This is a genomic window from Streptomyces sp. NPDC059567 (assembly GCF_042735655.1).
Lineage (GTDB): Bacteria > Actinomycetota > Actinomycetes > Streptomycetales > Streptomycetaceae > Streptomyces.
Genome location: NZ_JBHWBS010000008.1, coordinates 1 through 24,386 on the forward strand (window position 1 = coordinate 1; position 24,386 = coordinate 24,386).

Genomic DNA, 24,386 nt, shown 5'->3' on the forward strand with positions numbered 1-24,386 from the left:
GCCCTTGGTGCGGTGGGTGCGTGTGCGATCAGCTGTCGGAGGCCTGGCGGCGCATCCGTGCGGCAAGCAGGAAGCCCGCGCCTGCGACGAGTGCGGTGCCCGCGCCTCCCGCGACGAGGGTCGTGTCGCCCGCGCCGGTGGAGGCCAGCGGAGAGCCGCTGCCGCCCTGCGGGGTCACGGCTGTGTTGCCGGTGTCGGGGGTGTTGCCGGTGCCCGTGCCGGTGTCGTTCTTGGTGCCGGTTCCCGAGCCGGTTCCGGTGCCGTCCTGGACCTGCTGGCCGTCGTTCTTGTCGTTCTCCTGCTGGGCGTTGTTGTCCTTCTCCCGGGCCTGGTGCTGGCCGGTGAGCAGGAAGGCGGCGCGGTCGGCGGGGGTGCCGGCCAGAGCGGCGCGCCCGGCCTTGACCAGCTCGGGGCCGCCCACGCTGATGATCCGGGCGATCGCGACGCGGTTGTCCTGGTCCCGCAGCTCGTGCTGGGTCACCTCCAGGAAGTGGCGCAGTTCGGCCGGGGTCGGGGGGCCGATCAGGAGCTTATGGATGGCCTCACTGAGGATGGGGCCGTCCGAGCCCTCGTCGATCCGGGCGAGTTCGACCAGGTCGTCCTCAGCCTGCGCAAGGTGGCGGCCCTTGTCCAGGAAGGCGGCGCGGTCCGCCGGAGTGCCCAGCAGGGCCTTCCTGGCGGCTTCCTTCAGCGCGGGGCCGGCGGTGTTGGTCAGGCGGGCGATCTCGACCTTGTTGTCGTCGTCCCGGAGCTCGTGCTGGGTGACCTCCAGGAAGTGGCGGAGGTCTGCCAGGGTCAGCCCGTCGGTTCGCAGGAGGTTCTTGATTCCTTCCTTCAGGGCGGGGCCGGCATGGTTCACGAGCCTCGTGATGGCGATCCGGTAGTCGTCGAGGCGGATGCGGTGCTGATCGGTCTCGATGAACGTGCGCATGGCCGCGGGGCCGTCGGCGATGGCCTTGTGGCCGGCTTCCTTCATGTACTCGCTGGCCATCGGGTCGGCGATGATCGCGAGGATGGTCTTGCGGTCCTGCTCCGCCTGGTCCTCGCCAGGCGCGTCCGCGGCCTCGTGGTCGGGTGCGGTCGGGGCCGGCGGGTTGGCGGGTGCGGCGGCCTCGTTCGTCTCGGCGAATGCCGGCGACGCGAGGAGGACGGCCGGAGCCAGAGCAGCGGTGGTCACAGCTGCGGCGATCCGGGACAACTTCACAGAAAATACCCCCTGAGGGAATGGTCTTTGCGCCGCAAAGACTCACCACCCCCACAGAAGGTTGTAGGGGCCAGGAGAATCCGTGTGCGTGTACTCCGTCTCCTCGCGCTCAGTGCGGGGGTGCGATCGCCACGCGCCCGGTTCGTCAGTGGCGGGGGGGTACTCGCTGGGGCTTTGTGTTTCAGGGTTGGCTCAGGCGTACGGCGAGGGCGGCGATGTCGTCGTCGAGGCGTCCTCTGCTGTGGCGCAGGAGGTCGCGGTGAAGAGCGCTGAGCAGTTCGCGGGGCGGCGCCGGGGGCTGCCGGCGCATCCAGGCTGCCAGCGGGAAGAACTCCCCATCGCTGGCGCGGGTCTCGGCGATCCCGTCGGTATAGAGGAGCAGCAGGTCGCCGGGGGCGAAGTCGAAGGTGTCGACGGTGTAGTGATCGCCGATCAGCTCGGCGAGGCTGAGCAGGGGCGAGGGAGTGTCGGGCTCGAGAATACGGAGCTGTGTGCCGTTCAGGAGCAGCGGCGGGGGGTGTCCGCAGTTGAGGATGTCAATACGCCTGCCCTTGTGCGGGATCTCGGCGAGAAGAGCAGTGGCGAAGCGCTCCATCGGCCCCTCTGGAGGAAAGGCCGCGTTGTAGCGGGTGCTGCTGGCGTCCAGCCTGCGCGCGACGTTGACCATGTCCCTCTCGCCGTAGGCCGCCTCCCTAAAAGCGTTGACGATCGCCGCGGCCGCCCCCACGGCCGGCAGACCCTTGCCCCGCACGTCACCGATGAGCAGCCTGACCCCGAACGGCGTGTCGACCACCTCGTAGAAGTCCCCGCCGATGCGGGCCTCCGCCGCGGCCGCCAGGTACAGCGACTCGATCTCGACATTCCCGAAGCGCCGCGGCATGGGACTCAGCACCACCTGCTGCGCCGCGTCGGCGACGAGCCGCACCTGGAACAGGGTGCGCTCCCGCTGGAGCCGGACGTGGCTCCCGTACGCGGCGGCCACCGTGACCGCGACGATCCCCGCGGCCGTCCACCACGTTCCCAGATCGGGGAAGACGAAACCGAGGCCGATCATCAGACAGAGGCAGACCGTCCCGAGCAGAACGGTGGGCAGGACCGGCCACATCGAGGCCGCCAGGGCCGGCGCCGCGGGCAGGAGACGACTGAAGGCCATCTCCGGCGGAGTGGCGTAGGCCAGGCTGGCGATCACGATGGTCAAAATGACCGGCGACAGCCGCACGAGCCTCCCCCGGCCGTAGCGCCGACGAAGCCGCGGCCGTCCAGACTCGATCACACTTCCCACAATATCCGGTCAATCAGGGCACAGCGCTCCGGCACGACAGAGCCAGCCGCCTGCCCCTCCCCCTCCACAATCGATGAGCACCCCTGCAGCCCCCGCCACCCGGGCCTCGCAGGCGTTGATCAGCCCTCGCCGGCGCGGGACATCAGCGCGTCAGGCGCGTCAGCGCGTCGGGCGGCAGCGCGGCAGCGCGTCGGGCAGCGCGGCACGGGACGGCCGGCGCCAGGACAGGGAATCGAGCATGCGATGCGACAGAGGCGTACGCGTACTCCTGTGGGTGTACCGCATCTGCGTGCCCCGTGGCAGAGGAGGTCACAGCAGGCGACGGCGCCGATCCGGCCGAGCACAGCACGTGGAGCACCATCGCCCCACTCCGCCCGAGCCCGTCAACACCATGCCCGCACACCACACCGCCACCACAACCCCCGCCACCCGACGGACCAGGGTGAGAGACAGCCTGCCCGAGGACGGGCGGCCTAAGGACGAGCAGCCCAAGGACGGACGGCAGCCATCCACGCCGGAGGCTGCCGGCCTCACCGACCACTGCGCGCACCTGGCGGGTCTGCTGGCAAGGCGCTCTCCTACGAGATGCCGGCGGCGCCCAGTGCGTGCCAACGGCGGCCTCCTGCGCGTAAGCAAGTGGAGTCGCCACGGGCAGCTCAACGACGGGAACGGCAACTTGCAGTTGTCGCCCCCGTCGCTTTCGACTCGGATACGGCAACGCAGCGTCGGTGCCCTTGCGAACATCCGTGCCGGGCGCGGCGGCCTGGAATGCCGAGCAGGTCTCGACGGGCAGGACGTCGACCGGGGGGCTTCATCACGGGGGCATCGGCCCACGAGGCGTGGCGGTCAACGCCACTGCCGCAAGAACGGACCAACTCAGCTGACCTGTGAAAGTCTGCGAGTGCCTGCGGACGACCGAGCCACTCAAACGGATCCGTCGGCCCCCACCGCCAGCCGGTCTCACCACCCGCCGCCTCCGCCACGCCCTCGCCCGCCCGGCCGACCGCGTAACCCAGATCTGGTGAGACTTTGGACGACGCAGCGGTTCGTGTCATCGAAAGTGGACTCAGCCTCTCCATAATCTGAGGTGCAGACGGCTGTGCGACCCCGGGAAATGCATGGACTCATTGTCTTTGATCGCGGCGATCGTTGCCGTCTGTGGTGCAGCGGTCGCTGCGCTCTTCGGATACTGGCAGCAGCGCCGGCTGCGGGCAGCGGAACAGCGCAACTACATGAACCGGTACGGCGCGTCCCTGGCCTGGGCTGCGTTCGACCTGCAATCAAGGATCTATAACATCCTGCAGGGGCATGTCATTGACCAGAGCCCCTCGCACGCCACTGGCTTCATGACGACCTTCCATACCCGCGGCACTGCACGCGAAGCCGAATATGTGCGCCACAGCACCGCCTTCGTGCTCGCCGAATACCTGGGCTGGGTGGAGATCCTTCGTCGCGACATCCAGTTCCTTGACCTCGGCAGGAGTCACGTCAACACCCAGATCATGCTCCAGATCTCACGGATCAGCGCGGTCCTGAACAGAACCGTCGAGGCGAGCAATGAGCTGCGTCTTCTCCGCGCCCACCAGCGGGCTATTGGCGAACTGATCGTCCATCCCGAGGGCAAGCCAGGGCGACAGCGATGCCTGGGCTACGCCGAGTTTTGCATGCGTCTGGAGCATGACCGCGGCTTCGCCGACTGGTTCGATGCCCTTCTCGCGGACATTGACCAGCTTGCCGAGGACATCACCCCGGCGATTGACCGGCTGCAGGACCTACAGACACAACTGATCGTGCTGATCGATCTACTGGATCCCAAGAAAACACGCTTCCCGCAGTTCCGGCTCACCTTCGGCCACGGCAGCCACCTATCCGGGTGAGCACCGCAACCTGCGAACCAGTCACTTCGGAGGACATCGCCGTGATACGCAGGGCGCGAGGGAGTACGGACGCCGTACGTGAGTCGGCATGCCGCTCGCCTGGAGCAGGTGGAGTGTGCCTTCGGCTAGGACGCGTCCGGCCGATCACGGCGCTCGCTACGGCGGTGCCGATGGAAGGCGCCCGATGAGTGCGGTGGAGTTGAGCCGAGCGGAGGCGGTCGCGCTCGTGCAGCGGATCATGGAGGCGGACTACGCCTCCGAAGACGAGGTGAACGACTGGCTCGACAGGGCTCTGGCCTGCCCGTCCCGGTCACGTCAGCAGCCTGGTCTTCTGACTGCGGGAGCGGGAGTTGTCGGCCGAGGAAGTGGTCGACCAGGGCTTGGCGTACCGACCGATAGGCTTGTGACGGCGGTACTCAGCTACGGAGCCAGACCACGAGGGCTGCCGCGGTGGCGGTGCCAAGGAAGAGGTAGCCGCGCTTGTCATAGCGAGTGGCGACTACTCGGTGCTGCTTCAAGCGGTTGATCGCTCGTTCGACGATGTTGCGCTACAACAGCTGACGGTCATCTCTGTCCGGTCAGCACCGCGCCCAGATGAGGACGGCAGGATGGAGTGCGGCCTGGCAAGCGACGGCGAGTTCGTCTGCCCGTATGGCTGGACCAGGACCATGCCATTGCTTGAGTCGGTTGATGCAACGTTCGACCCGCGTTGCGCTCTTTGTATCTCTCGGCGTCGAACGCAGGCGGCCGCCCGCCGACGCGGCCTCGTCGCAGAAGGTGGCCCACCTGGTCGGACGGCTGGGGATGACGGCCAGGATCCCGTGCCGGCGGAGATGTCCCCGGATCGCGCGGGACGACTACGCGCGGTCCGCCAGTACGGCACGGCCCGGTCCTTGGCCTTCCCGGCCCGCTTCGCGGAACACGGATACCTGCCGTCACGGCCTCAAACGCCGACGCGTCACCTGCCCGGCCCGCGGTGATGCGGAGTGCCAGGGGGGCGAGCCTGACTGCCGCCCCGGCCAGGTGGATCCTTGTGCTCGATCTTTGAGGACGTCCTGGAGATCTCGTTCCTCCGGTTCTGCGAGTGGGTGACGGGACGCGGCAGCGTCAGGACGACGGATCCTCGAGTCCCTCCAGGCTGTCCATGAACGAGCTGACGGAGAACACCGCGCGCCCGGGACCGGCCGGGCCGTAACCAGGCGGGGAACTCAGGCCGAACTCCTCCAGCGTCGCCCGGTAGGTCTCCAGCAGTCGGATGTGGTACTCGAGCGGTGCTCCCAGAGGGTTGGCCCGGCCCAGCGGGGTCGTCGGCTCGGGGCACCAGGTGGTGAAGCGCGGTACGACGCCGTGCGACATGAAGAACCGCAGGCCCTCGGCGGTCGACTCGATCGCCTCGCTCACCTTGGAGAAGCCGAACGGCTCGGCCATCTCGATGCCCGCCACGAAGTTGGGGATCACGTTGCGGGGCCCGAACACCTCGGTCGACTCCAGGATCCTGCGGTGCCACTCGTCGCGGCCCACATAGCGTTCCTTGCCCGGGCAGTGCAGCTGGAACAGCCGGCGGTCCCACACCTCGAAGTTGGGGTGGTAGATCCGGATGCCGTAGTCGTGGAAACGCTGCACGGCGTCGCGGGGCAGCGCCTGGGCGACCACCTTGCCGGTCCAGCGGCCGGGGAACCGCTCCTCGATGGCCTTCGCGTAGTGGCCGTAGAAATCGGCCTCGTCGCGGCCGCCGACCTGCGAGGTGATCGAACCGCCCGTGAGGGTGTACGCCCGGGAGGACCCCGCCGTGTCGTACCGGTCGATGATCTCCAAGGCCTCCAGCACCTCCTCCACTGGCTTTACACCGGTGTACGGGCGACCCGCCGCCTTGTGCTGGCGCCAGTTGTGGTTGATGTCGCAGAACTGGCACTCCTCCTTCGCGCCGAAATACTGGCACACCCGAAAGACCGTCAGATAGATGAGGTAGCCCCACTGGATCGTCGGCGCGACCTCCATCACCGACTTGCCGTTCGACAACTCGTGCCGGTAGTACTCCGGCATCGGAGGCAGGCCCACATCCGCGATCCGCACGCCGTCCAGGTACAGACCGAGCGCACCGTCCTCGCCACCCCGCACGGTGTACGGGGAGTCGGGATTGACCCGGACGGACACGACGGTGCGGCGCAGTTCGTAAGGGCCGCCGGTGAGCACGATCTCCTCCGGCGGGCGGTTCAGCGCGGCGGCGCCGAGCTCCGGCAGTGTCCGGTGGTCGAAGGAGAAGATGAAGTACGACTTCGGCTTCACGTCACCGGAAGCCCCGTCGGCCGTACCGCTGAGCGCAGACTCGTCGAAGGCCATGCCGCCGCGCAGCAGGTCCTCCTTGATCACCGCTTCCCGCGGGACGTGGGGAAAGCGCCCCATCAGGTCCTCCAGCAGCGCGGTACGGCTCGGGCTCTCCATGTGCTCTCCTCGTGAAACGGTGGGCGGGTTGTTCTGATCACGGTCGACGGGCGTGCAGCACGTGCATGCCCCGGGGGCCCGCGGCGTCATGGGCGATCTCCAGCCCCACGGCACGGCATCGTGCAGACAGCCACTCCGCACCGATGCGCAGCTTGGGGTAACTGCTCGCCCGCATCGACCACTGTCCGTCCGTACGGGTGTGGAGCAGGTCATGCACCACGACGGTCTCCTCGTCGCGGTACTCGAGGAAGCACGTCAGCAGGTGGTTGTCGTCGCTCCGCACCAGAAGGAAGCGGTCGGTTCCCTGGAGCGGCCGAGTGAGGTCTCGGTACGTGATGACCAGGTGGCCGCCGGGCGCGAGGGCCTTCCGGGCGTCGCCCAGCAGCGCCACCACGTCGGACGCGGCCGGGAGATGCGGGAGCGTGTCTCCCATGCAGACGACGACACCCGCCGTTCCCGGGGCGACCACGTGCGGCAGCGCCGTGCGGATATCGGCGAGGACCGGCCTGACCGGTGACCGATCGCCGGCGTGGCGGGCGAGTTCGTCGAGGAGTTTCCGGCTCGTGTCGACGGCCGCGACGGGCCGGAAGCCGAGGCCGGCCAGTGCCAGGGACTGGGCGCCGGACCCGCAGCCGAGGTCGACGGCCACGGCGTCGTCGAACTCGTCGGGCGAGACGCCGAGACCACGGAGCAGCGCGGACTGCTCCCCGGCCAGCGCGACGATGTCGCCGCCGAGCATCCAGGTGTACCGGTCTGCGAGGAGGTCTTCGTAGTGCTCCGTCGCTGTTGCCATGCGAACTCCCTGGGTGAAGGGGGGGAAGGTGGTCGAAACGTCAGCCCGCCGCTTCATCGGCCTCCACAGTGCGGACCCAGTCGGCAAGATCGGCGAGGTGGACGTTGGCCCGGGCCGCGTCGAGTTCGGTGCCGAGCACCGACCGATAGGTGAAGGTGGCCGCCGTGTACCGCCGGCGCCCCACCTCGGTGATGGCGGCGGTCACGGCGCGCCCGTCGCCGGACCAGGAGGCCCGCTCGGCCAGCCCCTGCGCCTCAAGGCGGGCGATCAGCCGGGTCACCGAGCTGTCCTTCATCCCGATGCGATCGGCCAGTTCACCCATCCGCAGCGCACCGCCGCTCTCGGGTCGGCTCAGCGCGCACATGGCCCGGTACTCGGACAGCGGCAGGGCGTGCCGCCGGCGCAGCGCCTCGTCGAGCCGGCGCTCCATCCTGCCCAGCAACCGCACCGCCATGCACCAGCGTTCGTCCTCGGCGTCGGTGGCGGGCGCGGAGTCCGGCACCGTGTGCTCCTGCGGCGCATCCATAGAGGACAACCTATCTACTTGCACGAGCAAGGACTTGACGCACGCCACCAGGCACCTGCTGTGACTCGGCCCTCCCCGCCAGGTGGTCAGGGCCGGCTTGCGGGCATGGTGTCCTTTGCCACCAGCGTGTTGCCGGACCAGCAGAGTCGGTAGAGGTCGACCTCGTCCAACAGGTCGCGGCCTGAGCGGTAGAACTCGCACGTGGAGCCGAGGGGCCGGGGTGCGGAACGGGCGTGGTCGGACGGGTAGGGAAAGTCGCGGGCCTGCAGCAGAGGGGCGAGTTCGGTGCGTGGCCGGCCGGTGGCCAGCTCGTCGAACCGGAATGGCGGCAGCACGCTCGTCGTCAGTTGCCAGGCCAGGTAGACCGCGGCGGGCACGAAGAAGGCGGCTGCGGCGACAGGCGCCACGAAGGCGGCGACGGACCGGCGGCGGGCGGCGCTCCGTACGTAGGCGAGCCGCTTGGCGGACTCCGGTGTGACGGTGTCGGTATCCGGGTGGAGAGCAGTCCCGGACGGCAACGCGGACCCGGTGTGCTGCCCTTGGGTCCAGGCGGGGGCTCCGGGCGCCGTCCCTGGTCCCGGCGCCGGTGTCCCGGGGCGGGCCGCCGTGGCTTGGTGCGGGAGTACGGCGGTGACGCGGAACCCGTCTTCGTACGGCCCGGTCCGCAAGGAGCCGCCGAGGACTGTCACCCGCTCTCGAAGCCCGGTCAGTCCCCGGCGGCCGACGCCGGTCGTCGGGCCTTCGGACACATATGCCGGTCCGTCAGCGGGCGGGGCGGCGTTCACGACGCTCACGCGGGTACGGCCGGCCTCGTGGATGATCCGCACTCGGACCGTACCGTCCGGCGCGTGCTTCACAGCGTTGGTGAGGGCCTCCTGCACCACTCGGTACATCCCGCGTTCGACCAGAGGGGACAGTGTGGTCACCGCCCCGCGCCGCTCCCAGCGCACCGGCACCCCGGAGGCGACCGCCCGTCCGAGGAGGTCTTCGACGGTGTCGTTGACAGGAAGGCCCTCCCCCGTTTCCGTTCGGAGCGGGTCGTGCAGGACGGCCACGGTCTCCCGCAGTTGTTCCACGGCGTCAGCGATCGTCCCGCGCAGCTCGGCGAGGTCGGTGCGGTCGCGGTCGGTGAGGTCGGGGGAGAGTTCCAGGGCCCGGCGCGCAGGGCGACGAGGCTCAGGACGTGCCCGAGGAAGTCGTGCATGTCGGCCGCGATGTCCGCGCGTTCGGTCAGCCGCGCCCGCTCCGCGAGCAGGTGTTGCCGCTCTTCCAGGCTCCGGGCCAGCCGCCAGCCCTCCCTGACGAGTTCGCGTCGGCCACTCCAGTGCCGCCCGGCGAGCCAGGGCAGCAGATGGGCGGCGGGCAGCACGATCAGTGCGTAGAACCACCACACGGCCTGCGTCCGCAGCACCGCGCACGTCGCAAGATCGGTCGCGAGGCACCCGGCGAGCACCAGGAGCGGGCGACGTGCCGCGGCGACCCGGGCGCCCAGCAGACAGCTCAGGGCGGCCAGCGACAGGACGTGGGCGTTGGCGGGGGTCGCGGAGTCGGCCAGGCCCAGCGCGCACAGCCCGTTGACGAGGACGACCGCGGCCCCCGGCCGGCGGCGGGACAGCGGCACGGCCACCGCCAGGACGGCCATCGGGAGGAGCAGGTCCAGGACCGGCGAGGCCGCGCCCGCTTCCCGGAACCCGTAGCCGGTCGCGGCGGCGAGCACACCCCACAAGGCCACGTCCCCGCGCACGGACCTGGCCGGGGGTATGCGGGTGTGTGGCTTGGCGCGTCGACCGTCCTTCCGATGGATGAACCTCACTTGACCTGCCCGGGTCGATTCTGTCGGACGGGCCCGGACGCCCGATGAGGGGGTGCGCACGGTGGGTTGGTGCACACGGTGGGCGGTGGGCATTGGGCGGGCGGGGTGAAGGGGTGGGCGGGGTGAGGGGGCGGGCGGGGTGAGGGCATCCGGGCCGGTTGCGACGCGCGGTCAGGCGTCTCGGCGGCGCAGCACGTACAGGTCGATCAGGTGCACGGTCGCGGCCCACGCCGCCACGATCAGGACCGCAGTCGCCGGTGGGTACGGGGCCTCGGCACCGATGCGCATGAAGTGGTCTCCGGATACGTGCGGCAGAAGGTCGTTGACGTCCGCGAGCGTCGGGCCTCCCAGCCCCAGGAGCACGCTCGGCAGTGCCCAAAGGAGGGTGACGAGAATCGAGAACGCGCCGGCCGGGTGGCGTGTGGCGAACGCCATCCCGACGGTCAGCACGGCGACCAACGCCTGGTAGAGGCCGACCGCGAGGACCTGCCGGAGGCTCGGACCGGCCTCGAAGGAAGCCCGTCCGTCGAACGCCACCCAGGCCAGTGCCGTGCCCACGACGGCGAACACGGTGCCGGCGACGAACGCGACCACGGCCGCCACCAGTGCCTTTGCCGCCTGGACCAGATGCCGGCGGGGCACCCACAGCAGGGAAGCCCGCACGCTCCCCGTCGCGTACTCAGAGGTCACCGCGACCGTGGCCAGGACGACGACGGCGAACTGGGCGAGAACGGCGGAGGAGGCCGCCGCGTTCCCGACGGGCTGGATCGGGTGCCCGTTGATGCGCGCGATCGAGGCGTAGTAGTAGGTGAAGACGCCGGTGATCGCGAGGCCCGCCAGAAGGCAGAGGTAGGGCGCGCGGACGGACCACAGTTTGGCCATTCGGAGGCGATCGCCCCGGCGAAGCCACCGCGTGCGCCCCCGCCGAGGGTGTCGGGCACGGCCCGGGACGGGTCCGTCCGCCTGCCGGGTGTCGTCGTCGTGGTCACCGTCGTCCCCCTTCGTTCGCCATCGCGGCCCATTCGTTCGCCGATGCGGCGCCTTCGTTCGCCGATGCGTCGGCCGGGCCGGTCGTGTCCGCGCCGGTCGTGTCCGCGCCGCCCCCGCCCGTCGCGTACTCGACGCTGCGCGCGGTCAGGTCCATGTACGCCTGCTCCAGCGAGACCCGTACGTCACTCAGCTGGTGCAACCGCACCCGGCAGTGGTGGGCCAGCTCGCCGATCTCGGCGGCGGTGCGGCCGTCGACGGTGAGTTCGCCGGACTCGGACGTCTCGACGCTCACCCGGTCGGCCGTCATCAGGCGACGAACCAGTGTCGCCCGCTCCCCGGGATCGGGCACCACCGCGCGCGCCGACGCGGGAGAGGCGGCAGCGAGGAACTCCGTCATCGAGGTGTCGCTCAGCAGCCGGCCCCGACCGATGACGACGAGGTGGTCGGCCGTCAGCTGCATCTCGCTCATCAGGTGGCTGGAGAGGAACACGGTGCGCCCTTCCGCCGCCCGGTCACGGACGAGCCGGCGGATCCACCGCACGCCGTCCGGGTCGAGGCCGTTGACCGGCTCGTCCAGGACGAGCACGGGCGGATCGCCGAGCAGAGCGCCAGCCACCCCGAGTCGCCCGCTCATGCCGAGCGAGTACGTGCCCGCCGGCCGGCGGGCCGCCTTCGTCAGGCCCACCGTCTCCAACACCTCGTCCACGCGGCGTACCGGAATGCCGTTGGCCCGGGCCTGGGCGACGAGGTGCATGCGGCCGGAACGCGCCGGGTGGATGGCCCGGGCGTCCAGCATCGCGCCGACCGCGCACAGCGGACGTCGCAGGTCCGCGTAGGGCCGGCCGGCGATCAGAGCCCGCCCGCGAGTGGGGTGGTCCAGGCCCAGGACGCCGCCGTCGACGCGGTAGTGGAGGTGGAGGCCACCGGACGGGGAGCGCTCGAGCCAGCCGGTGGCGATGCGCTGCCACAGGTTGGTGAGATGCGCATCGTGGTGGACTTCCCGGCCCCGTTGGGGCCGAGAAAGCCGGTCACGCGGCCCGCCTGGACATCGAATGTCAGCTCGTCCACGGCGAGGGTGTCGCCGTAGCGTTTGGTGAGACCTTGGAGGGTGATCACGGAGTTCCTTCATGTCGGTCGCGGACCGCGGATTACGGCACGTGGAAGTCGACGGTGGCGCCCACCGACCGACGCGTGGTGGTCCTGGTCCGGGGCGGCCGTCTCCTTTCCTGTATGCAAGCGACGCTAGGAGTCAGCGGCGCCGGCGCCCATTGGACGAACGGCAGTGGGTTCCTGCCCTTCGTCGGGGGTGCGCCCCGACCCCGGGCGGATCTGTGGCGATCGCCGTCCGTACGGCGGTGCGTCGACCGTAGGCTCGCCGAGTGGAAGAAACGACACCGAGCAGCCGACCGGTCCGGGTCCTGGTGGCCGACGACGAGGCGATGGTCCGGGCGGGCGTGCGGGCCATCCTCGCCAGGGACCCGCACGTCGAGGTGGTCGCCGAGGCGGGGGATGGGCACGAGGCCATCGCGCTCACCCGCCAGTACCGGCCGGACGTGGTCCTGTTGGACATCCAGATGCCCGGCCTGGACGAGCTGACGGCGGCGGCGCGTCTCCACCGGGAGCCGACGGCAGTCGGTGTGATCATGCTGACGACCTTCGGGCAGGACGAGTACGTCACCCGCGCCCTGGAGGAGGGCGCCGACGGCTTCCTGCTGAAGGCGGACGACCCTCGGGAACTGCTCAACGGGGTACGGGCGGTGGGAGCCGGCGGGGCCTACCTGTCCCCACGGGTCGCCGGCCGGGTCATCGCCGGGCTGCGCGCGCACCGGGCGGCACATCCTCACCGCTCGCTGGAGCGGCTCACGGAACGGGAGCGCGAGGTGCTGGCCGGACTCGGCTCGGGGCTGTCCAACGCGGAGATCGCGAGTCGGCTCCACCTGGTCGAGGGCACGGTGAAGGCGCACGTCAGCGCGGGGCTCGCAAAGCTGGGCGCGCGCAACCGGGTGGAGGCGGCCATCTCCGCGTACGAGGCCGGCCTGATCCCTCCCCGTCATCAAGCCGACGTGCGAACCCCAGCTGCCCGACCCGATGTGACCGGGATGTGACCAGGGCCACAGGGAACGTTCTCCCTGTGCGCCTCCTCCTCGGAGTGTCGGTCCTTCCACCAACACCCCGGGGGTCACTCGTGGTTGACATCAGCAGACAACAGGCCGGGCGGGCGCTGGCCGTCCTGTTCGCCGTCGACGGCCTCGCCCACCTGTACTGGGCCACCGGCCTGACCTGGCCCGCGCCCGACGAACGGGCGCTCTCCCTCGCCGTCCTCGGCGGGGTCGTGTCCTTTGCTCCGCGCGTGGTGCTACCGCTGGCCCTGCTCGGGCTGACCACCGCCGCCCTCCTGTTCGCCCGCGGCAACGGGCGAGGCGGGTGGTTCGCCGCCGCCGCGGCCTGGACGGTCACCGCCGGGCTGCTGGCACGCGGACTGCTCGGCCTGGCATGGGCGTTCGGCGTCGGCGACGGCGCCGGGCCCGCCTTCCACTGGCTGAACCTGATGCTCTACACCCCACTCTGCCTGGGCTTCGGCTGGTTGGCAGCGACCCGCCTGCTCGGCCCGCTGCCCCGGAAGCTCCTCGCGCTGCCCCTCGCCGTTGTGGCGCTGCTCGCCGGCACGGCGTACGCGTACCAGCCGGCCGAGCAGCGCGGTTACGCCGCCCCGGCGGACTCGCGGTGGGTGGAGACGCCGGTGGCCCGCTTCCACTACGTGCAGCAGGGGTCCGGCGGCTCGCCCGTCGTGCTGCTCTCCCCCGGCGCCTCCTGGACGTTCGCGTGGCGCGAGCAGATCGCCGCCCTGTCCCGTACCCACGCGGTGTACGTGGTCGACCTGCCCGGGCAGGGCTTCACGGAGCTACGCGACCGCTCCCTGACCTGGGACTTGGACGGCATGACCAAGGCCATCGGTAGCTTCCTGGACGCCACCGGCATCCAGCGGGCCGCGCTCGCCGGGAACTCGTGGAGCGGCGGCTGGGCCCTGGCCTACGCCCAGCGGCACCCGGATCGGGTGTCCCGGCTGGCCCTGCTCGCCTCCTCCGGGCTGTACGAGCGGGACCCCGCGTTCTGGGAGGCCCTCAAACTGCCCGTCGCCGGCGAGCTGCTGACCGGACTCGGGGCGGGCCGCCGGGCCACCGAATCGGCCGTACGCGGGCTGTTCGTGAACCAGGACCGGGTCACTAAGGAGGTCGTGGACGCGGTCTGGGCGCCGGGCACGCTCGACACCAACCGGCGCGCCATGTACCGGCTGGAGCGCGGCCTGGACTGGCGGGAGACGCAGGCGGCGCTTCCGTCCACCCGGCAGCCGGTGCTCGTCCTCTGGGGCCGGCAGGACTCCGTCCTCCCTTCCTGGCAGGCGGACCGCTTCGGCCGACTGCTCCCGGACGCACGGGTGTCGGTGCTCGACGGGTGCGGGCACGCGCTGACCTGGACTGCCCGGATCGGGTGAACACGGCCATGGATGAGTTCCTGAAGTGACTGAAGCGACCAGTGACAGACGGGACAAAGGGGTGGCGCTGGCCCGGGCGGCCCGAGCCGGCGACACCCTCGCGCTGCACGAACTCCTCGACCACCTCACCCCGTACATCGCACGCATCTGCGCCCCCATCGCCCTTGCCGACGGCCCGGACGCCACCCAGGAGACCCTGCTGGCCGTGTTCCGGTCACTGCGGTCGCTGAAGGACCCTCAAGCGCTCTACGGGTGGGTGCGGGCCATCGCGGTCCGGGAGGCCGTCCGGATCGCCCAGCGGGCCGCGCGGTCCCTGTCGGCCCAACTGGCCGACGTACCGGAGCGCGGGGATCCACAACTGACCGCCGACATCGACGACGTCCTCGCCCGGCTCTCCCCCGAACACCGGGCCGTACTCGTCCTGCGGGACGTGGAGGGACTGGACGAGCAGGCCGCGGCGGCGGCCCTCCGCATCCCGCCCGGCACCGCCAAGTCCCGGCTGCACCGGGCCCGGATGAGCTTCCGAAAGGCATGGTCCGCATGACGCACGATCTCGACACGATCCGGCGGCTGCACGTGATGGCGGCCGGGGTGCGCGGCGCCCGCGTCGCCGAGCACGTCCTCCCCGCGCCCTTCGAGGACGTGTGGCAAGCCATGTCCGCCCTGGACTTCCTCCCCGACCTGGAGCGGATCCGAATCCTCCGCACCGACGGCGAGCGGCTGGAGGCGCTGGCCTTGAGCAAGTACGGGTTCCGCGCGCACCTGCGAGGCTACCGGCGGCCCGGCTGGTGCTGGCTGCAGAGCCGGTTCCTCATCGCAGGCATGGCGGCCGCCCCGACCCCGGACGGCGCCGCCACCCGGATCGCCCTGACCGGCGGCGTCCGCATCCCCACGCGCGCGGCGGTGGTCCCCTTCGGCACCCTGCGCGAACTCGACCACGCGGCCCACCGCCTGAGCGCGCGCCTCGACCGCCCGGGTCCAACCGGCCACGGCGAGAGGTGACTCCGATGGACGGGAGGCTTCCATCCGGCCCCGGCGGCCTCCGAGAACGACACGGTCCTGCGTGACGTGTCGGAGAAGACGCGCTCCGATCATGAGGACGAATGGCGTCGCCAGGCACTGGACGCCTTCGCGCAGTCGGGCGGCAAGCCCGCCGCGATCCCCGTGGAGACCATGGGCGAGGGCTACACCCACGACAAAGGACCGGACGGCACAGCAAACTCGTACCTGGGCGTGGGCAGCGGCATGACAAACACCACGGGTGTTGTGACGGCGGTGCCGGGCCCGGACGGCAAGCCGCAGGTCAGCATCGACTATCAGGTCAATGTGTGGGACCGGTACAACTGGGACCCCGGGAAGTTCACGCCCATCGGTCCGACCACGGCTGGTCTCCGACTCCGGGCGGTCGGAGTCGGGGCCGGCGTCCTGGCGCGCGAGCAGCTGCTCGGGCATCGCGGCCTGCTGGTGCGCGGCAAAGTCGTACTCCCTTCCCTGCACGGCGGTGGTGGTGCGCAGCTTCTCCCGTACGACCACGCTGGCAAGGACGGCCCGGTCGTAGCGCAGCGCGACGCGGGGTATCTCCCACTCCCCAGGCTCCCGGTCCGGGGGCCGGGGCGCGGCCGAAGCGCCGGGGTCAGCCGGGCAAGGCCGGACCGTATCCGGCAGGGCTGCCGACGCGCACCGGGCGGGTTCGAGGTCGAGCAGGCCCACCGGGTGGTGTAAAGGCGGGTGGACGCCATCCGGCCGCGGAGCGTCTTCGGTTCGCTGATGTCCAAGCAGTGCGCGGTAGGAGCGGCTGGGGTGGCGAAGGCAGTGGAAGGTGCGGCGAGTGGGGCGATGGTCAGGGTGAGCGCGGCGAGGCCGCGGGCAAAGTTCTTGATCACGAATGCTGGAATATCGACCCAACACGGATCGGCGACCAGCGGTTTCGCGGTCGGCTCAGCCGCGCGGGTGCACGGGTTCGCCGGAGAAGCGGTGCGCTGCTTCCCACCCGCGATCTCAGCGTCTCATCCTCAGGAGGCCGACGGTGACCTCAAGATCATGACCCGCTGGCCAGGCTCTGCGGGAGCGACCGCTCCGGTGGTGCCAGATCACGCGGCGCCGAACATCGTCCGCTCTCGGGACTCGACGACAAGTGCTCTCAAGTCTCAGGATCTGGCCCAACTTCTGTGACGCTGCAACCGAAAGCCCCTGGCGGGACGTGGTGACCACGTCCCGCCGGGGGCTGCCGTGCTGGTGGATCAGGCCACGGAGCTGGGCCTGTTGTTGGGCAGGCTGGTGGTCTGCCGCTGCCCGAATGGAGAGCTCCAGCTTCCCGTTCCCTTGTACAGGTATGTGTTGGTGTCGGTGGCGTTGGTCGCGAACAGGTCGGGGCGGCCGTCGTGGTCGGCGTCGCCGATGCCGATGATGTGGCTGTAGCCGCCCCAGCCGGCGCCGATCCTGATGCGCGGTGCGAAGGTGCCGTCGCCCTTGCCGAGGTACAGCCACATGACGCCGGCGGCGTCGCGGGCGACGAGGTCACCGGCCGGGGCGCCGACAATGTTCCCGGTCACAGTGATCTGGTTGTAACCCTGCCAGCCTGTGCCGATTGACTACGGGCTTGACGCTGGTCGGGTGAGTTCGAGGCCGGTTCCGGACAGCAATGCGGAAAGAAGTCCGGGAATCCTTGCTGGTCTTGCCGGGCGACGGAGTATCGGCCCTCAAGGAGATTGGCCTGCTCCTAGGACACCCTGGAGAGCGGGGTGGCGAAACGGGCCCCGTGGGCGGGGGCTGACGGGGCCGTTCGTCGCCTTGCGGCGATCCAACTCGATCCTGCGGCAACGCCGGACAGATCTTGATCAGCGGGGCAGGGACGGGCTTCGCCACGCAGCGTGGAAGGCATGGTCGGCGTCACTCGCCGCCATCGGCCTGATACTGCACGTGCCCCTGCCTCGTCCCCATACGGCTGCACGGTGACGGTACGGGCCGGAAGCCCCAGCGGGCGTTCAGGGCGGCCTCCAGGCGCCCTCCTCAGAGGCGTCGGGCACAGTGGAAGAGGTGATTCCTCGACGAGCGGGGTGACCCCATGACACACGCGATACGGGCGGAAGGTCTCACCAAGACTTTCAAGGGGACCGCCGCACTCAAGGGCATCGATCTCGAGGTCCCGGCAGGCACCGTTCTGGGCCTGCTGGGGCCCAACGGTGCCGGCAAGACCACGGCGGTCCGGATCTTCGCCACGCTGCTGCATCCCGATGGGGGTCATGCCGAGGTTGGCGGTTACGAGGTGGTGAGCCAGGCCCGCCAAGTCCGGTCCCTGATCGGCCTCACCTCTCAGTTCTCCGCGGTGGACGACAACATGACCGGAACCGAGAACCTGGTGATGATCGCCCGCCTGCTCGACATGTCGCGCCCCGACGCACGGGCGCGGTCCGCCGAATTGCTGCAGCGCTTCCACCTGGAAGAGGCTGCGGGGCGCGCCGTGAAGACGTACTCGGGCGGGATGAGGCGGCGCCTCGACCTGGCGGCGAGCCTGGTGGGGCGCCCCCGCATCCTGTTCCTCGACGAACCGACCACCGGGCTCGATCCCCACAGCCGTGGCGAGGTCTGGGCGATGCTGCGCGGTCTGGTGTCCGAAGGCATGACCACACTGCTGACCACGCAGTATCTGGACGAGGCCGACCGACTCTCCGACAGCATCGTCGTCGTCGACCAGGGCAGTGTCATCGCGCAGGGCACTCCCGACGAGCTGAAGTCGCAGGTCGGAGGGCAGGTCCTGAACGTGATGCCCGTCGCCGCGGCCGATCTGGCAAGGGTCCGCGCGCTCGTGGCAGAGGAGGCCGGCTCCCAGACCGCGATTGAGGACCATCGTGTCATCGCCCCCGTCACCAGCGAGGCGCTCATGCCCCGCGTCGTACGCCGCCTCGATCAGGCGGGAATAGCCTTGGGTGAGCTCACCCTGCGCCGCTCCTCCCTGGACGAGGTGTTCCTTGCCCTGACCGGTCACAAGGCACAGGCGAAATACCCGGAGACGTCCGACGACGACTACGCGTCCACAGGGGGCCTGTGATGACCGGCATGGAGCTCACGGAGACGACTGCCCGCGGAGGTAACCGCGTCCACGTGGGCGCAGCGCTGCGGCAGACGGCCACCATGGCCTGGCGGAGCCTGATCTCGGTGAAGCACAACCCGCTGGAGCTGGTCGACTACAGCATCACGCCGATCATGTTCGTCTTCCTCTTCACCTTCGTCTTCGGCGGGCAGATGGCCGGCTCTCCGCAGGACTACCTGCAGTACGCACTGGCCGGGATCATCGTGCAGAACACCCTGTTCATGAGCATGTACACCGCAATGTCACTCAACGCCGACCTGACGAAGGGCGTGTTCGACCGCCTTCGCAGCCTCCCCATCGCCCGGGCGGCGCCGCTCTACGGACGCATCGCCGCCGACCTGGCGAAGCAACTCTGGGCGATGCTGTTGATGATCGGCCTCGGCACCCTGCTCGGGTTCACGCTCACAGGGAGCGCCCTCGGCTTCCTCGGCGCGACACTCCTTCTCCTGACCTTCGCCGCCGCCGTCTCCTGGACCGCGGTCCTGATCGGGATGCTGGCGGGCGACGCCGAGAAGGTGCAGGTCTTCGCCTTCACGATCATCTTCCCGATCACCTTCACGAGCAGTGCCTTCGTCCGGGTCGAGACGATGCCGGGGTGGCTCCAGGCGTGGGTCGAGGTCAATCCCGTCACGCACCTGTCCGACGCGTTCCGAGGGCTTCTGCTGGGCACACCGGTCGCCTCGCCCGTCATGTGGTCACTGGTCTGGGCCGCGGGCATCACAGCCGTCTTCATGCCGCTCGCCATGCGGGTCTACAACTCCCGCAGCCGCTGAGCTGAGAGCCTGTTTTCGCGTGGCTTTGTTCATGAGCAGGGTTCTGGCTCACCTTCTGTGAAGCAGTCACCGAACCTTGCAAGCCGGTGGGGTGAACGACTCGGTGGTCAGGGCTGGATTCGATCCGGCCCCACCAGGCGAGGGTGCTGATTCACTAAGCGAACGGAGCCGACGTGCCCGACAGACCACGGCTGGAGGAAGCCCTCGACTTCCTGCGGGCCGAGCTGGCGACTGGGCAGTCGGGGATGTCCGAGTGAACCGCTCGGGGTACATGGCTCGCCTTCATGCGCTTCGGGCGGAGGCATCTTGACACAGCGCCCACGCCCGACTTTGACGGTTTGCTGTTTCAATGCGGCACGCGCGCCCTCAGCGGGCCACCGACGTTCACTGTGTACCTCACGCGGCAGTTCGACGATGACGGCGAGCATGACCACTATGTGCGAGTTCGCTGCGAACTCCGCTACGAGCCCGAACCAGATCTGGATGCCTTGGGAAGCTTCGACTCCTGGTTCTTCCACGACGCCGATGTGGACCTCGATGAGTGGTTCGCCGCAATGGAGGGCGTCTCGCGCTGCTACTCGGTCGCAGGCCCTCCGAGATCGATCGGTAGGAGGAGTCGGTATGGATGTTCCTGCGGTGCGAGGTTGCAGGCTTCGTCATGCGAGCAGGACACGCTTGCGCAGGAGGTCGAAGCCGGCGCGGCCGAACATCTGGCGCTTGAGCATCTTGATCTGATTGACGTGTCCTTCGACGACGCCGGAGCACTGGGTCTGGCGCCCGGTGGCGGTCGCTACGGCTCGATGTGGTGCAGGACGACGGTGCGGCGGACACCGGCATCCAGCATGGCCTGGGACCGGTGCTGCCCGTTGACGTAACGCACCTCGTTGTCGGGCATGATCGCGTCCCACACGTTGCACAGGGTGGCCAGCGCCTCGGTCTGCCAGTTGGTGGCCCCGGCCTCGGTGGCGTGGGCCAGCGCGAACTCCTCCATGTCGTACGGATCCACCGACTGCGTCTGGGCTTGCTCGAGGACCTGCAGCGCCATGGCGTTGACCGTTGTCCCGGGCAGGCCGGATGCGGTGAACATGTGCTCGTCCACCGTGCGCCGGCGTGACGCCGCCAGCGCAACAAGGTCGTCATGGCCACGGAGTGCCGGGGGCGGCGGATGCGTCGTCGGTCATCCGTCGATCATTCCCGACCGAGGTAGCCCTGAGCAGGCCTCCCGCCGAACTGCACTCGCCGGGAGCCGCCCGTCGAACTACGCCTGAGGCTGGGTCGTTGACTGTCGGAACGCGTCCGCCGAGCCAGACGATGTCCAACGGCCAGGTGCCGGGAGCGCGGAGCCGGGGGTTGGAGCCTCGGCTCGGTGGTGGTCAGATACGCCAGGTGCGGATGCGGTCGGCTGCCTGGAAGACGGATGTCTTGCCGGCCTGGATGTCACGGACGAGGTCGACCATGGCGCCGTATGGGGGGTCGATGCCCTCGCCGGAGGCATACATGTAGGCGGCGGTGACCTGGCAGGCATACAGACTGTTGCGGTACGGCAGCGGCTGAAGGCACCAGAGTGTGCAGGAGCGCTGCGGCACGCCAGGCTCGCAGTGACGCTCACGGCTTGGCCGACGTACTCGATCACCGCAATGACATCGAAACCTTCTACGCCCCCAGCTGGCCGCCTCGGGATGAACCTCAGCACCCTCGCCACACACAGGGCAGTCAAGCTCGTCGATCGAGTCGGGCACGATCGGGTGACCACAGAAGTCGTTTGGTCGTGGCCGAAGGAAGAACACGGGCCGGTCGGCCGACGAGGCTCTGCCACGGAGTTCCGTCCTGGTGTTCCAGCGTCCCGTCCCTCTTGGAGCCGGCGAGGACCGGACGGGGGCGAGTAAGTACAGGTACCGGCTGCGCGCTGGTGCGCTCACGTGGGTGGAGTCCGCTGGGGCAACCCGTGCCCCGGCGGGCCGGTGCCGGCTGCTGGACGCCGCCGCTCGGGCCACGGACCATACTGGTCGGGCCCCGATCACCCACTGGACGGTTCCATGGCCAAGAACAGCCCTTCATCGACCACTGCCCCGGATACCGCATGGATCGGGCGGGGGCGTCACCTCGGGCCCGAGCCCGAGCGGGACGTCCGGCGCAATCTGATCGCCCTCAAGGCGGCCGGGGTGATCGACGACTTCCTCGACCTCGACCCCGTCGAGGCGGCCCGCTCGACCGATCTGTTCCCCCGTGACGGATCCGCCGACCCCGGTTCCTCGGCCCGCCGCGTGTTCGAGGCACGCTGGCGCGTCACCGGCAACGTCACCGTACGCGCGCAACTGACCACCTACGAGCCTGAGTCCCGCCCCGTCGGCAACGACAGCGAGGTCGCCTGGGTGCTGGCCGCCGAGGCGGAGCGGGCGTGGGAAGCGAGCTGGCCCTCACCCGCCACCATGTTCTGGCCCGACAGCGACCACGTCGCCTGGGATCACGACAAGGTACCGGGCGTGCGTCTGCGGAGGACCAACCACCTGCCCAAGGACGACGGCGAGTTGCGACGCCTGCTGCGGGACTGTACCCGGCAGAGCTGGTTCATCCATGTCGTGGTGCACGAGGCGATGACTCCGGACACGCGGGGGCAGCGCCCGGTCACGGCGTTCCTGCCACCGAGCCTCAAGCACCGGGTGATCGAACACCGGGCCACACCGGAGCAGGCGCTGATCGCCGACTTCGCGATGAAGCGTGAGCTGGGCGTGGGGCTGCCGCGCGGCGGGGCCGTCGTCCTGCCCCCGGCGCCGCAGGGCCCGGGCTACGACCCGGAACGCTTCACCGTGGGCGACGTCTTCCTCGACGGCACCGAGCCGACCGCACTCCTGCAGAAGATCACGGACTTCGCCTCGCTGCCACGGCCACTGCCTGACGGCGCCGAACAGGCCCTGGCCCGACTGCGGCAAGGCTGGCACCTGCTCACCCCCGACGAGGAACTCGTCCACGCGCGAGCCATGGTCACCCAGTACGCCGAAGCGCTCAAAGCCATGACGGCATCGTGCGACCTCTACCGCGAGGCAGCCGAGTCAGCACACGCCGCGCTCGCCGAAGCCACCAGCGGCCACAGCACACCCGGGACACCCGCACTGGCTGCGGCCGAGCAGGACACCTCGCCGCTGAATACCCTCACGAAGACGCTCGCCTTTTTCCGCAGACCTGACCGGTAGAGGCCGGAAGGGAAATCCAGCGCCGCTCGTAACCGGTCCGTCCTGCGATAGCCACATCGCTGACGCGCTTCCGGTCGAGTCTGTCTGCCTTACGGGCGGCGCGCTGCCCGGGCCGGGGGCTCCCCCCGGCGGCTCCTGTGTCCGTCCCGGGGGATGAGCCCGGAGCCGGGCCCCGCGGGTGGCGGCAGGGGGCCGAGCCGCCGCAAGCTGCTGATCGGGGGCTCGCGGCGGCCCTCGGCATCGGCTGGGCCTCGATCGCGGCCGTGGAACTCTCAGGCCGGGACCGCAACGACGACAGGAAGGACGGCCAGGGCGGCGACGCCCTGTTTGCGACGACCCCGTTCCTCACGCTCAGCGGACCCGGAGCAGGAGATCACCTCGCTGACCTACAGCCCCGACGGCCACAAGATCGCCGCGGGGACCAGGCAGATCACTGTCCACCTCTGGACCAGCGCGGATTTCGCTCCCAACCCTGTAGCCGAGCAGCTCGAAACGGGCGAGTACAACGCCGGCGCCGTCGCCTTCAGCCCCGACGGCAAGACCCTCGTCTCCGCGAGCAACGACCGCACCGTCCGGCTGTGGGACACCACCACGCAGCGGGTACGGGCGACACTCACGGTCCCGAAGGCGCCGCTCATTCGCGACCATGCCAAGGTCTACGTTTCGGTTCTCACTTTCAACCACACAGGAACCCTGCTCGCGACGGCGGGTGGCGCCACGCGCCCGGGCGCGCCGGGTCGCCGTCGCCTTGCAGGGAGCGATACTGCTCTCGCCCGGCCTGGACCGGCACCGTAATGTCGCGGTGCGCCACCTTCCTGTGGTCGGGTCGCTGAACGTGTGCGGCGATCGGAACGAGGATCTGCCCGACGGTTCATTCGGTGTCGCGGTCGGCGACATCGTCGGCCACGACCCTCGAATCCGCCGCCGTCAATGGGCAGGCTCCGCAGCGTGCTGAGCGCGGCCGTCCGGGCCCTCCACGAGCCAACATCGTCCGGGTAGCGCTCGGGCGGCTTACCCCAGCGGGGTACCTCCGAATTCGTTGGAGTGCACGCAGGGGCGGAGTAGCGGGAGGATGGGATGGCAGACACGGCGCCGGCCATCGTCCGCTCCGGCAGGCAGCGCTCTGCATCGGCGGCCGAAAGGAGCCTGAGGAATGGGAGCCACCGAACCCTCTCAGGGCGATCCCGGCGCGTCGGGTGTGGTGCCGTCCACGCCGGGTGGCTTGCTGGACGTGCTGAATGTGGCCGCTGTCCTCCTCGACGCCAAGGGCAGGATTGATCTTTGGAGCCCGCAGGCGGAAATCCTTTTCGGCTACAGCGCCGAGGAGGCCCTGGGCCAGTACGCGGGTGATCTGCTGATCGACAAGGAGCACCGCAATACGGTGCTGGCGCTGTTCGCCCGGGTCATGCAGGACGGTGAGAGCTGGGCCGGCGTCTTCCCCGTCCGGCACAAGGACGGCAGCACGCGACTGGTGGAGTTCCGCAACATGCGGCTGCAGGACGACCAGAGCGACTACTGGGCCCTGGGGCTGGCCACGGACCAGGCGACGGTGCGGCGGATGGAACGGAACCTTGCCCTGTCCGCCCAGCTCGTGTCCCAGTCGCCGATCGGTCTCGCCATGCTGGGCACCGACCTCCGCTACATCTCTGTGAATCCCGCGGAGGAACGGATGAACGGTGTTCCGGCCGCCGAGCATGTCGGCCGGCACGTCCACGAGGTGCTGCCGTTCCTCGACGAGTCCTTCACAAGAGCCATGCGGGAGGTCCTTGCCACCGGGATTCCGATCCTGGACCAGTACACCGTCGGGCGCCCCCCCGCCCCCCCCCCCCCCCCCCCCCCCTAGTGGATTTAGTTATAAACGCACGAAAACCCCCACAGGAAGGTGGGGGGGGGGGGGTCCGACACCCGGAGA

General features: G+C 69.8%; 20 protein-coding genes and 5 pseudogenes. 12 read left to right on the forward strand and 13 right to left on the reverse strand.

The annotated features are described in order from the left end of the window. Positions 1–28: 28 nt before the first annotated feature. Together ACFVZW_RS06225 and ACFVZW_RS06230 are read right to left on the reverse strand one after the other, a co-directional pair. On the reverse strand, positions 29–1,177 hold the full coding sequence (locus ACFVZW_RS06225) for an ALF repeat-containing protein (protein ID WP_384517458.1): 1,149 nt from the start codon (positions 1,175–1,177) through the stop codon (positions 29–31). A gap of 208 nt (positions 1,178–1,385) precedes the next feature. Further along, positions 1,386–2,477 carry a PP2C family protein-serine/threonine phosphatase gene (locus ACFVZW_RS06230; RefSeq protein WP_384517461.1) on the reverse strand — a complete coding sequence of 364 codons (1,092 nt, stop codon included), beginning with the start codon at positions 2,475–2,477 and terminating at the stop codon, positions 1,386–1,388. Positions 2,478–3,619: 1,142 nt separating this feature from the next. On the opposite strand from ACFVZW_RS06230, the gene ACFVZW_RS06235 reads away from it, so the two are divergent. Together ACFVZW_RS06235 and ACFVZW_RS06240 are read left to right on the forward strand one after the other, a co-directional pair. Continuing rightward, on the forward strand, positions 3,620–4,363 hold the full coding sequence (locus ACFVZW_RS06235) for a hypothetical protein (protein WP_384517464.1): 744 nt from the start codon (positions 3,620–3,622) through the stop codon (positions 4,361–4,363). A 184-nt stretch (positions 4,364–4,547) separates the two neighbouring features. Continuing rightward, a pseudogene (locus ACFVZW_RS06240) lies at positions 4,548–4,770 on the forward strand (e9imm peptide). Between the two features lie 171 nt (positions 4,771–4,941). On the opposite strand, the pseudogene ACFVZW_RS06245 reads toward ACFVZW_RS06240, so the two are convergent. From ACFVZW_RS06245 to ACFVZW_RS06280, 8 genes and pseudogenes are all read right to left on the reverse strand, one after another. After that, positions 4,942–5,401, reverse strand: a pseudogene (locus ACFVZW_RS06245) (IS5/IS1182 family transposase); the annotation flags it as partial. Positions 5,402–5,470: 69 nt separating this feature from the next. Further along, on the reverse strand, positions 5,471–6,805 hold the full coding sequence (locus tag ACFVZW_RS06250) for a radical SAM protein (protein WP_384517467.1): 1,335 nt from the start codon (positions 6,803–6,805) through the stop codon (positions 5,471–5,473). Between the two features lie 37 nt (positions 6,806–6,842). Beyond that, entirely contained in the window at positions 6,843–7,598 is a 756-nt protein-coding gene (locus ACFVZW_RS06255; RefSeq protein WP_384517469.1) for a class I SAM-dependent methyltransferase, read from the reverse strand. Positions 7,599–7,638: 40 nt separating this feature from the next. Continuing rightward, positions 7,639–8,124 carry a MarR family winged helix-turn-helix transcriptional regulator gene (locus tag ACFVZW_RS06260; protein WP_384517472.1) on the reverse strand — a complete coding sequence of 162 codons (486 nt, stop codon included), beginning with the start codon at positions 8,122–8,124 and terminating at the stop codon, positions 7,639–7,641. 86 nt (positions 8,125–8,210) lie between these two features. After that, positions 8,211–9,050 (reverse strand): ATP-binding protein, encoded by an 840-nt coding sequence (locus ACFVZW_RS06265; RefSeq protein ID WP_384517475.1) that lies wholly within the window; start codon positions 9,048–9,050, stop codon positions 8,211–8,213. Beyond that, complete coding sequence (locus ACFVZW_RS06270) at positions 9,047–9,868, reverse strand: hypothetical protein (protein WP_384517478.1); 822 nt, start codon at positions 9,866–9,868, stop codon at positions 9,047–9,049. Before ACFVZW_RS06270 ends, ACFVZW_RS06265 begins: the two co-directional genes overlap by 4 nt. Positions 9,869–10,108: 240 nt before the next feature. Then, entirely contained in the window at positions 10,109–10,819 is a 711-nt protein-coding gene (locus ACFVZW_RS06275) for an ABC transporter permease (RefSeq protein ID WP_384517481.1), read from the reverse strand. Between the two features lie 103 nt (positions 10,820–10,922). After that, a pseudogene (locus ACFVZW_RS06280) lies at positions 10,923–12,043 on the reverse strand (ATP-binding cassette domain-containing protein). A gap of 263 nt (positions 12,044–12,306) precedes the next feature. Between ACFVZW_RS06280 and ACFVZW_RS06285 the strand changes: the two are divergent. From ACFVZW_RS06285 to ACFVZW_RS06305, 5 genes are all read left to right on the forward strand, one after another. Continuing rightward, positions 12,307–13,032, forward strand: coding sequence for a response regulator (locus tag ACFVZW_RS06285; RefSeq protein WP_384517484.1), 726 nt, complete (start codon positions 12,307–12,309; stop codon positions 13,030–13,032). 80 nt (positions 13,033–13,112) lie between these two features. Continuing rightward, a complete protein-coding gene (locus ACFVZW_RS06290; protein WP_384517487.1) occupies positions 13,113–14,420 on the forward strand; it encodes an alpha/beta fold hydrolase in 1,308 nt (435 codons plus the stop codon). A gap of 25 nt (positions 14,421–14,445) precedes the next feature. Continuing rightward, complete coding sequence (locus ACFVZW_RS06295) at positions 14,446–14,964, forward strand: RNA polymerase sigma factor (protein WP_384517490.1); 519 nt, start codon at positions 14,446–14,448, stop codon at positions 14,962–14,964. Further along, the gene (locus tag ACFVZW_RS06300; RefSeq protein ID WP_384517493.1) at positions 14,961–15,422 is read left to right on the forward strand and encodes a hypothetical protein; all 462 of its coding nucleotides are present in this window, start codon (positions 14,961–14,963) and stop codon (positions 15,420–15,422) included. Before ACFVZW_RS06295 ends, ACFVZW_RS06300 begins: the two co-directional genes overlap by 4 nt. 66 nt (positions 15,423–15,488) lie before the next feature. Next, positions 15,489–16,142: a hypothetical protein gene (locus tag ACFVZW_RS06305; protein WP_384517496.1), complete on the forward strand. Its 654-nt coding sequence runs from the start codon at positions 15,489–15,491 to the stop codon at positions 16,140–16,142. Between the two features lie 518 nt (positions 16,143–16,660). Here the strand turns inward: ACFVZW_RS06305 and ACFVZW_RS06310 are convergent. Next, positions 16,661–16,972, reverse strand: coding sequence for an FG-GAP repeat domain-containing protein (locus ACFVZW_RS06310; protein WP_384517499.1), 312 nt, complete (start codon positions 16,970–16,972; stop codon positions 16,661–16,663). A 512-nt stretch (positions 16,973–17,484) separates the two neighbouring features. Here ACFVZW_RS06310 and ACFVZW_RS06315 point away from each other — a divergent pair. Continuing rightward, positions 17,485–18,468, forward strand: a complete 984-nt coding sequence (locus ACFVZW_RS06315) for an ATP-binding cassette domain-containing protein (RefSeq protein WP_384517502.1) — start codon at positions 17,485–17,487, stop codon at positions 18,466–18,468. After that, positions 18,468–19,283 (forward strand): ABC transporter permease, encoded by an 816-nt coding sequence (locus ACFVZW_RS06320; protein WP_384517505.1) that lies wholly within the window; start codon positions 18,468–18,470, stop codon positions 19,281–19,283. The genes ACFVZW_RS06315 and ACFVZW_RS06320 overlap by 1 nt, the downstream gene beginning before the upstream one ends. Positions 19,284–20,073: 790 nt before the next feature. On the opposite strand, the gene ACFVZW_RS06325 is transcribed toward ACFVZW_RS06320, so the two are convergent. Both ACFVZW_RS06325 and ACFVZW_RS06330 read right to left on the reverse strand, forming a co-directional pair. Further along, positions 20,074–20,370, reverse strand: coding sequence for a hypothetical protein (locus tag ACFVZW_RS06325; RefSeq protein ID WP_384517780.1), 297 nt, complete (start codon positions 20,368–20,370; stop codon positions 20,074–20,076). 286 nt (positions 20,371–20,656) lie between these two features. Next, positions 20,657–20,876: pseudogene (locus ACFVZW_RS06330) on the reverse strand (toxin Doc); the annotation flags it as partial. A 443-nt stretch (positions 20,877–21,319) separates the two neighbouring features. On the opposite strand from ACFVZW_RS06330, the gene ACFVZW_RS06335 reads away from it, so the two are divergent. The 3 genes and pseudogenes from ACFVZW_RS06335 to ACFVZW_RS06345 form a co-directional block, all read left to right on the forward strand. Beyond that, positions 21,320–22,474: a hypothetical protein gene (locus ACFVZW_RS06335; protein ID WP_384517508.1), complete on the forward strand. Its 1,155-nt coding sequence runs from the start codon at positions 21,320–21,322 to the stop codon at positions 22,472–22,474. A 327-nt stretch (positions 22,475–22,801) separates the two neighbouring features. Beyond that, complete coding sequence (locus ACFVZW_RS06340; RefSeq protein ID WP_384517511.1) at positions 22,802–23,269, forward strand: WD40 repeat domain-containing protein; 468 nt, start codon at positions 22,802–22,804, stop codon at positions 23,267–23,269. A 358-nt stretch (positions 23,270–23,627) separates the two neighbouring features. Next, positions 23,628–24,386 (forward strand): annotated as a pseudogene (locus ACFVZW_RS06345) (PAS domain-containing protein); the annotation flags it as partial.

Bases quoted from the DNA above. Each gene is read 5' to 3' on its own strand.
- ACFVZW_RS06300 (WP_384517493.1), top strand. From the start codon at position 14,961: ATGACGCACGATCTCGACACGATCCGGCGGCTGCACGTGATGGCGGCC.
- ACFVZW_RS06325 (WP_384517780.1), bottom strand. From the start codon at position 20,370: ATGTTCACCGCATCCGGCCTGCCCGGGACAACGGTCAACGCCATGGCG.
- ACFVZW_RS06320 (WP_384517505.1), top strand. From the start codon at position 18,468: ATGACCGGCATGGAGCTCACGGAGACGACTGCCCGCGGAGGTAACCGC.
- ACFVZW_RS06255 (WP_384517469.1), bottom strand. From the start codon at position 7,598: ATGGCAACAGCGACGGAGCACTACGAAGACCTCCTCGCAGACCGGTAC.
- ACFVZW_RS06335 (WP_384517508.1), top strand. From the start codon at position 21,320: ATGGCCAAGAACAGCCCTTCATCGACCACTGCCCCGGATACCGCATGG.
- ACFVZW_RS06260 (WP_384517472.1), bottom strand. From the start codon at position 8,124: ATGGATGCGCCGCAGGAGCACACGGTGCCGGACTCCGCGCCCGCCACC.
- ACFVZW_RS06275 (WP_384517481.1), bottom strand. From the start codon at position 10,819: ATGGCCAAACTGTGGTCCGTCCGCGCGCCCTACCTCTGCCTTCTGGCG.
- ACFVZW_RS06315 (WP_384517502.1), top strand. From the start codon at position 17,485: ATGACACACGCGATACGGGCGGAAGGTCTCACCAAGACTTTCAAGGGG.
- ACFVZW_RS06250 (WP_384517467.1), bottom strand. From the start codon at position 6,805: ATGGAGAGCCCGAGCCGTACCGCGCTGCTGGAGGACCTGATGGGGCGC.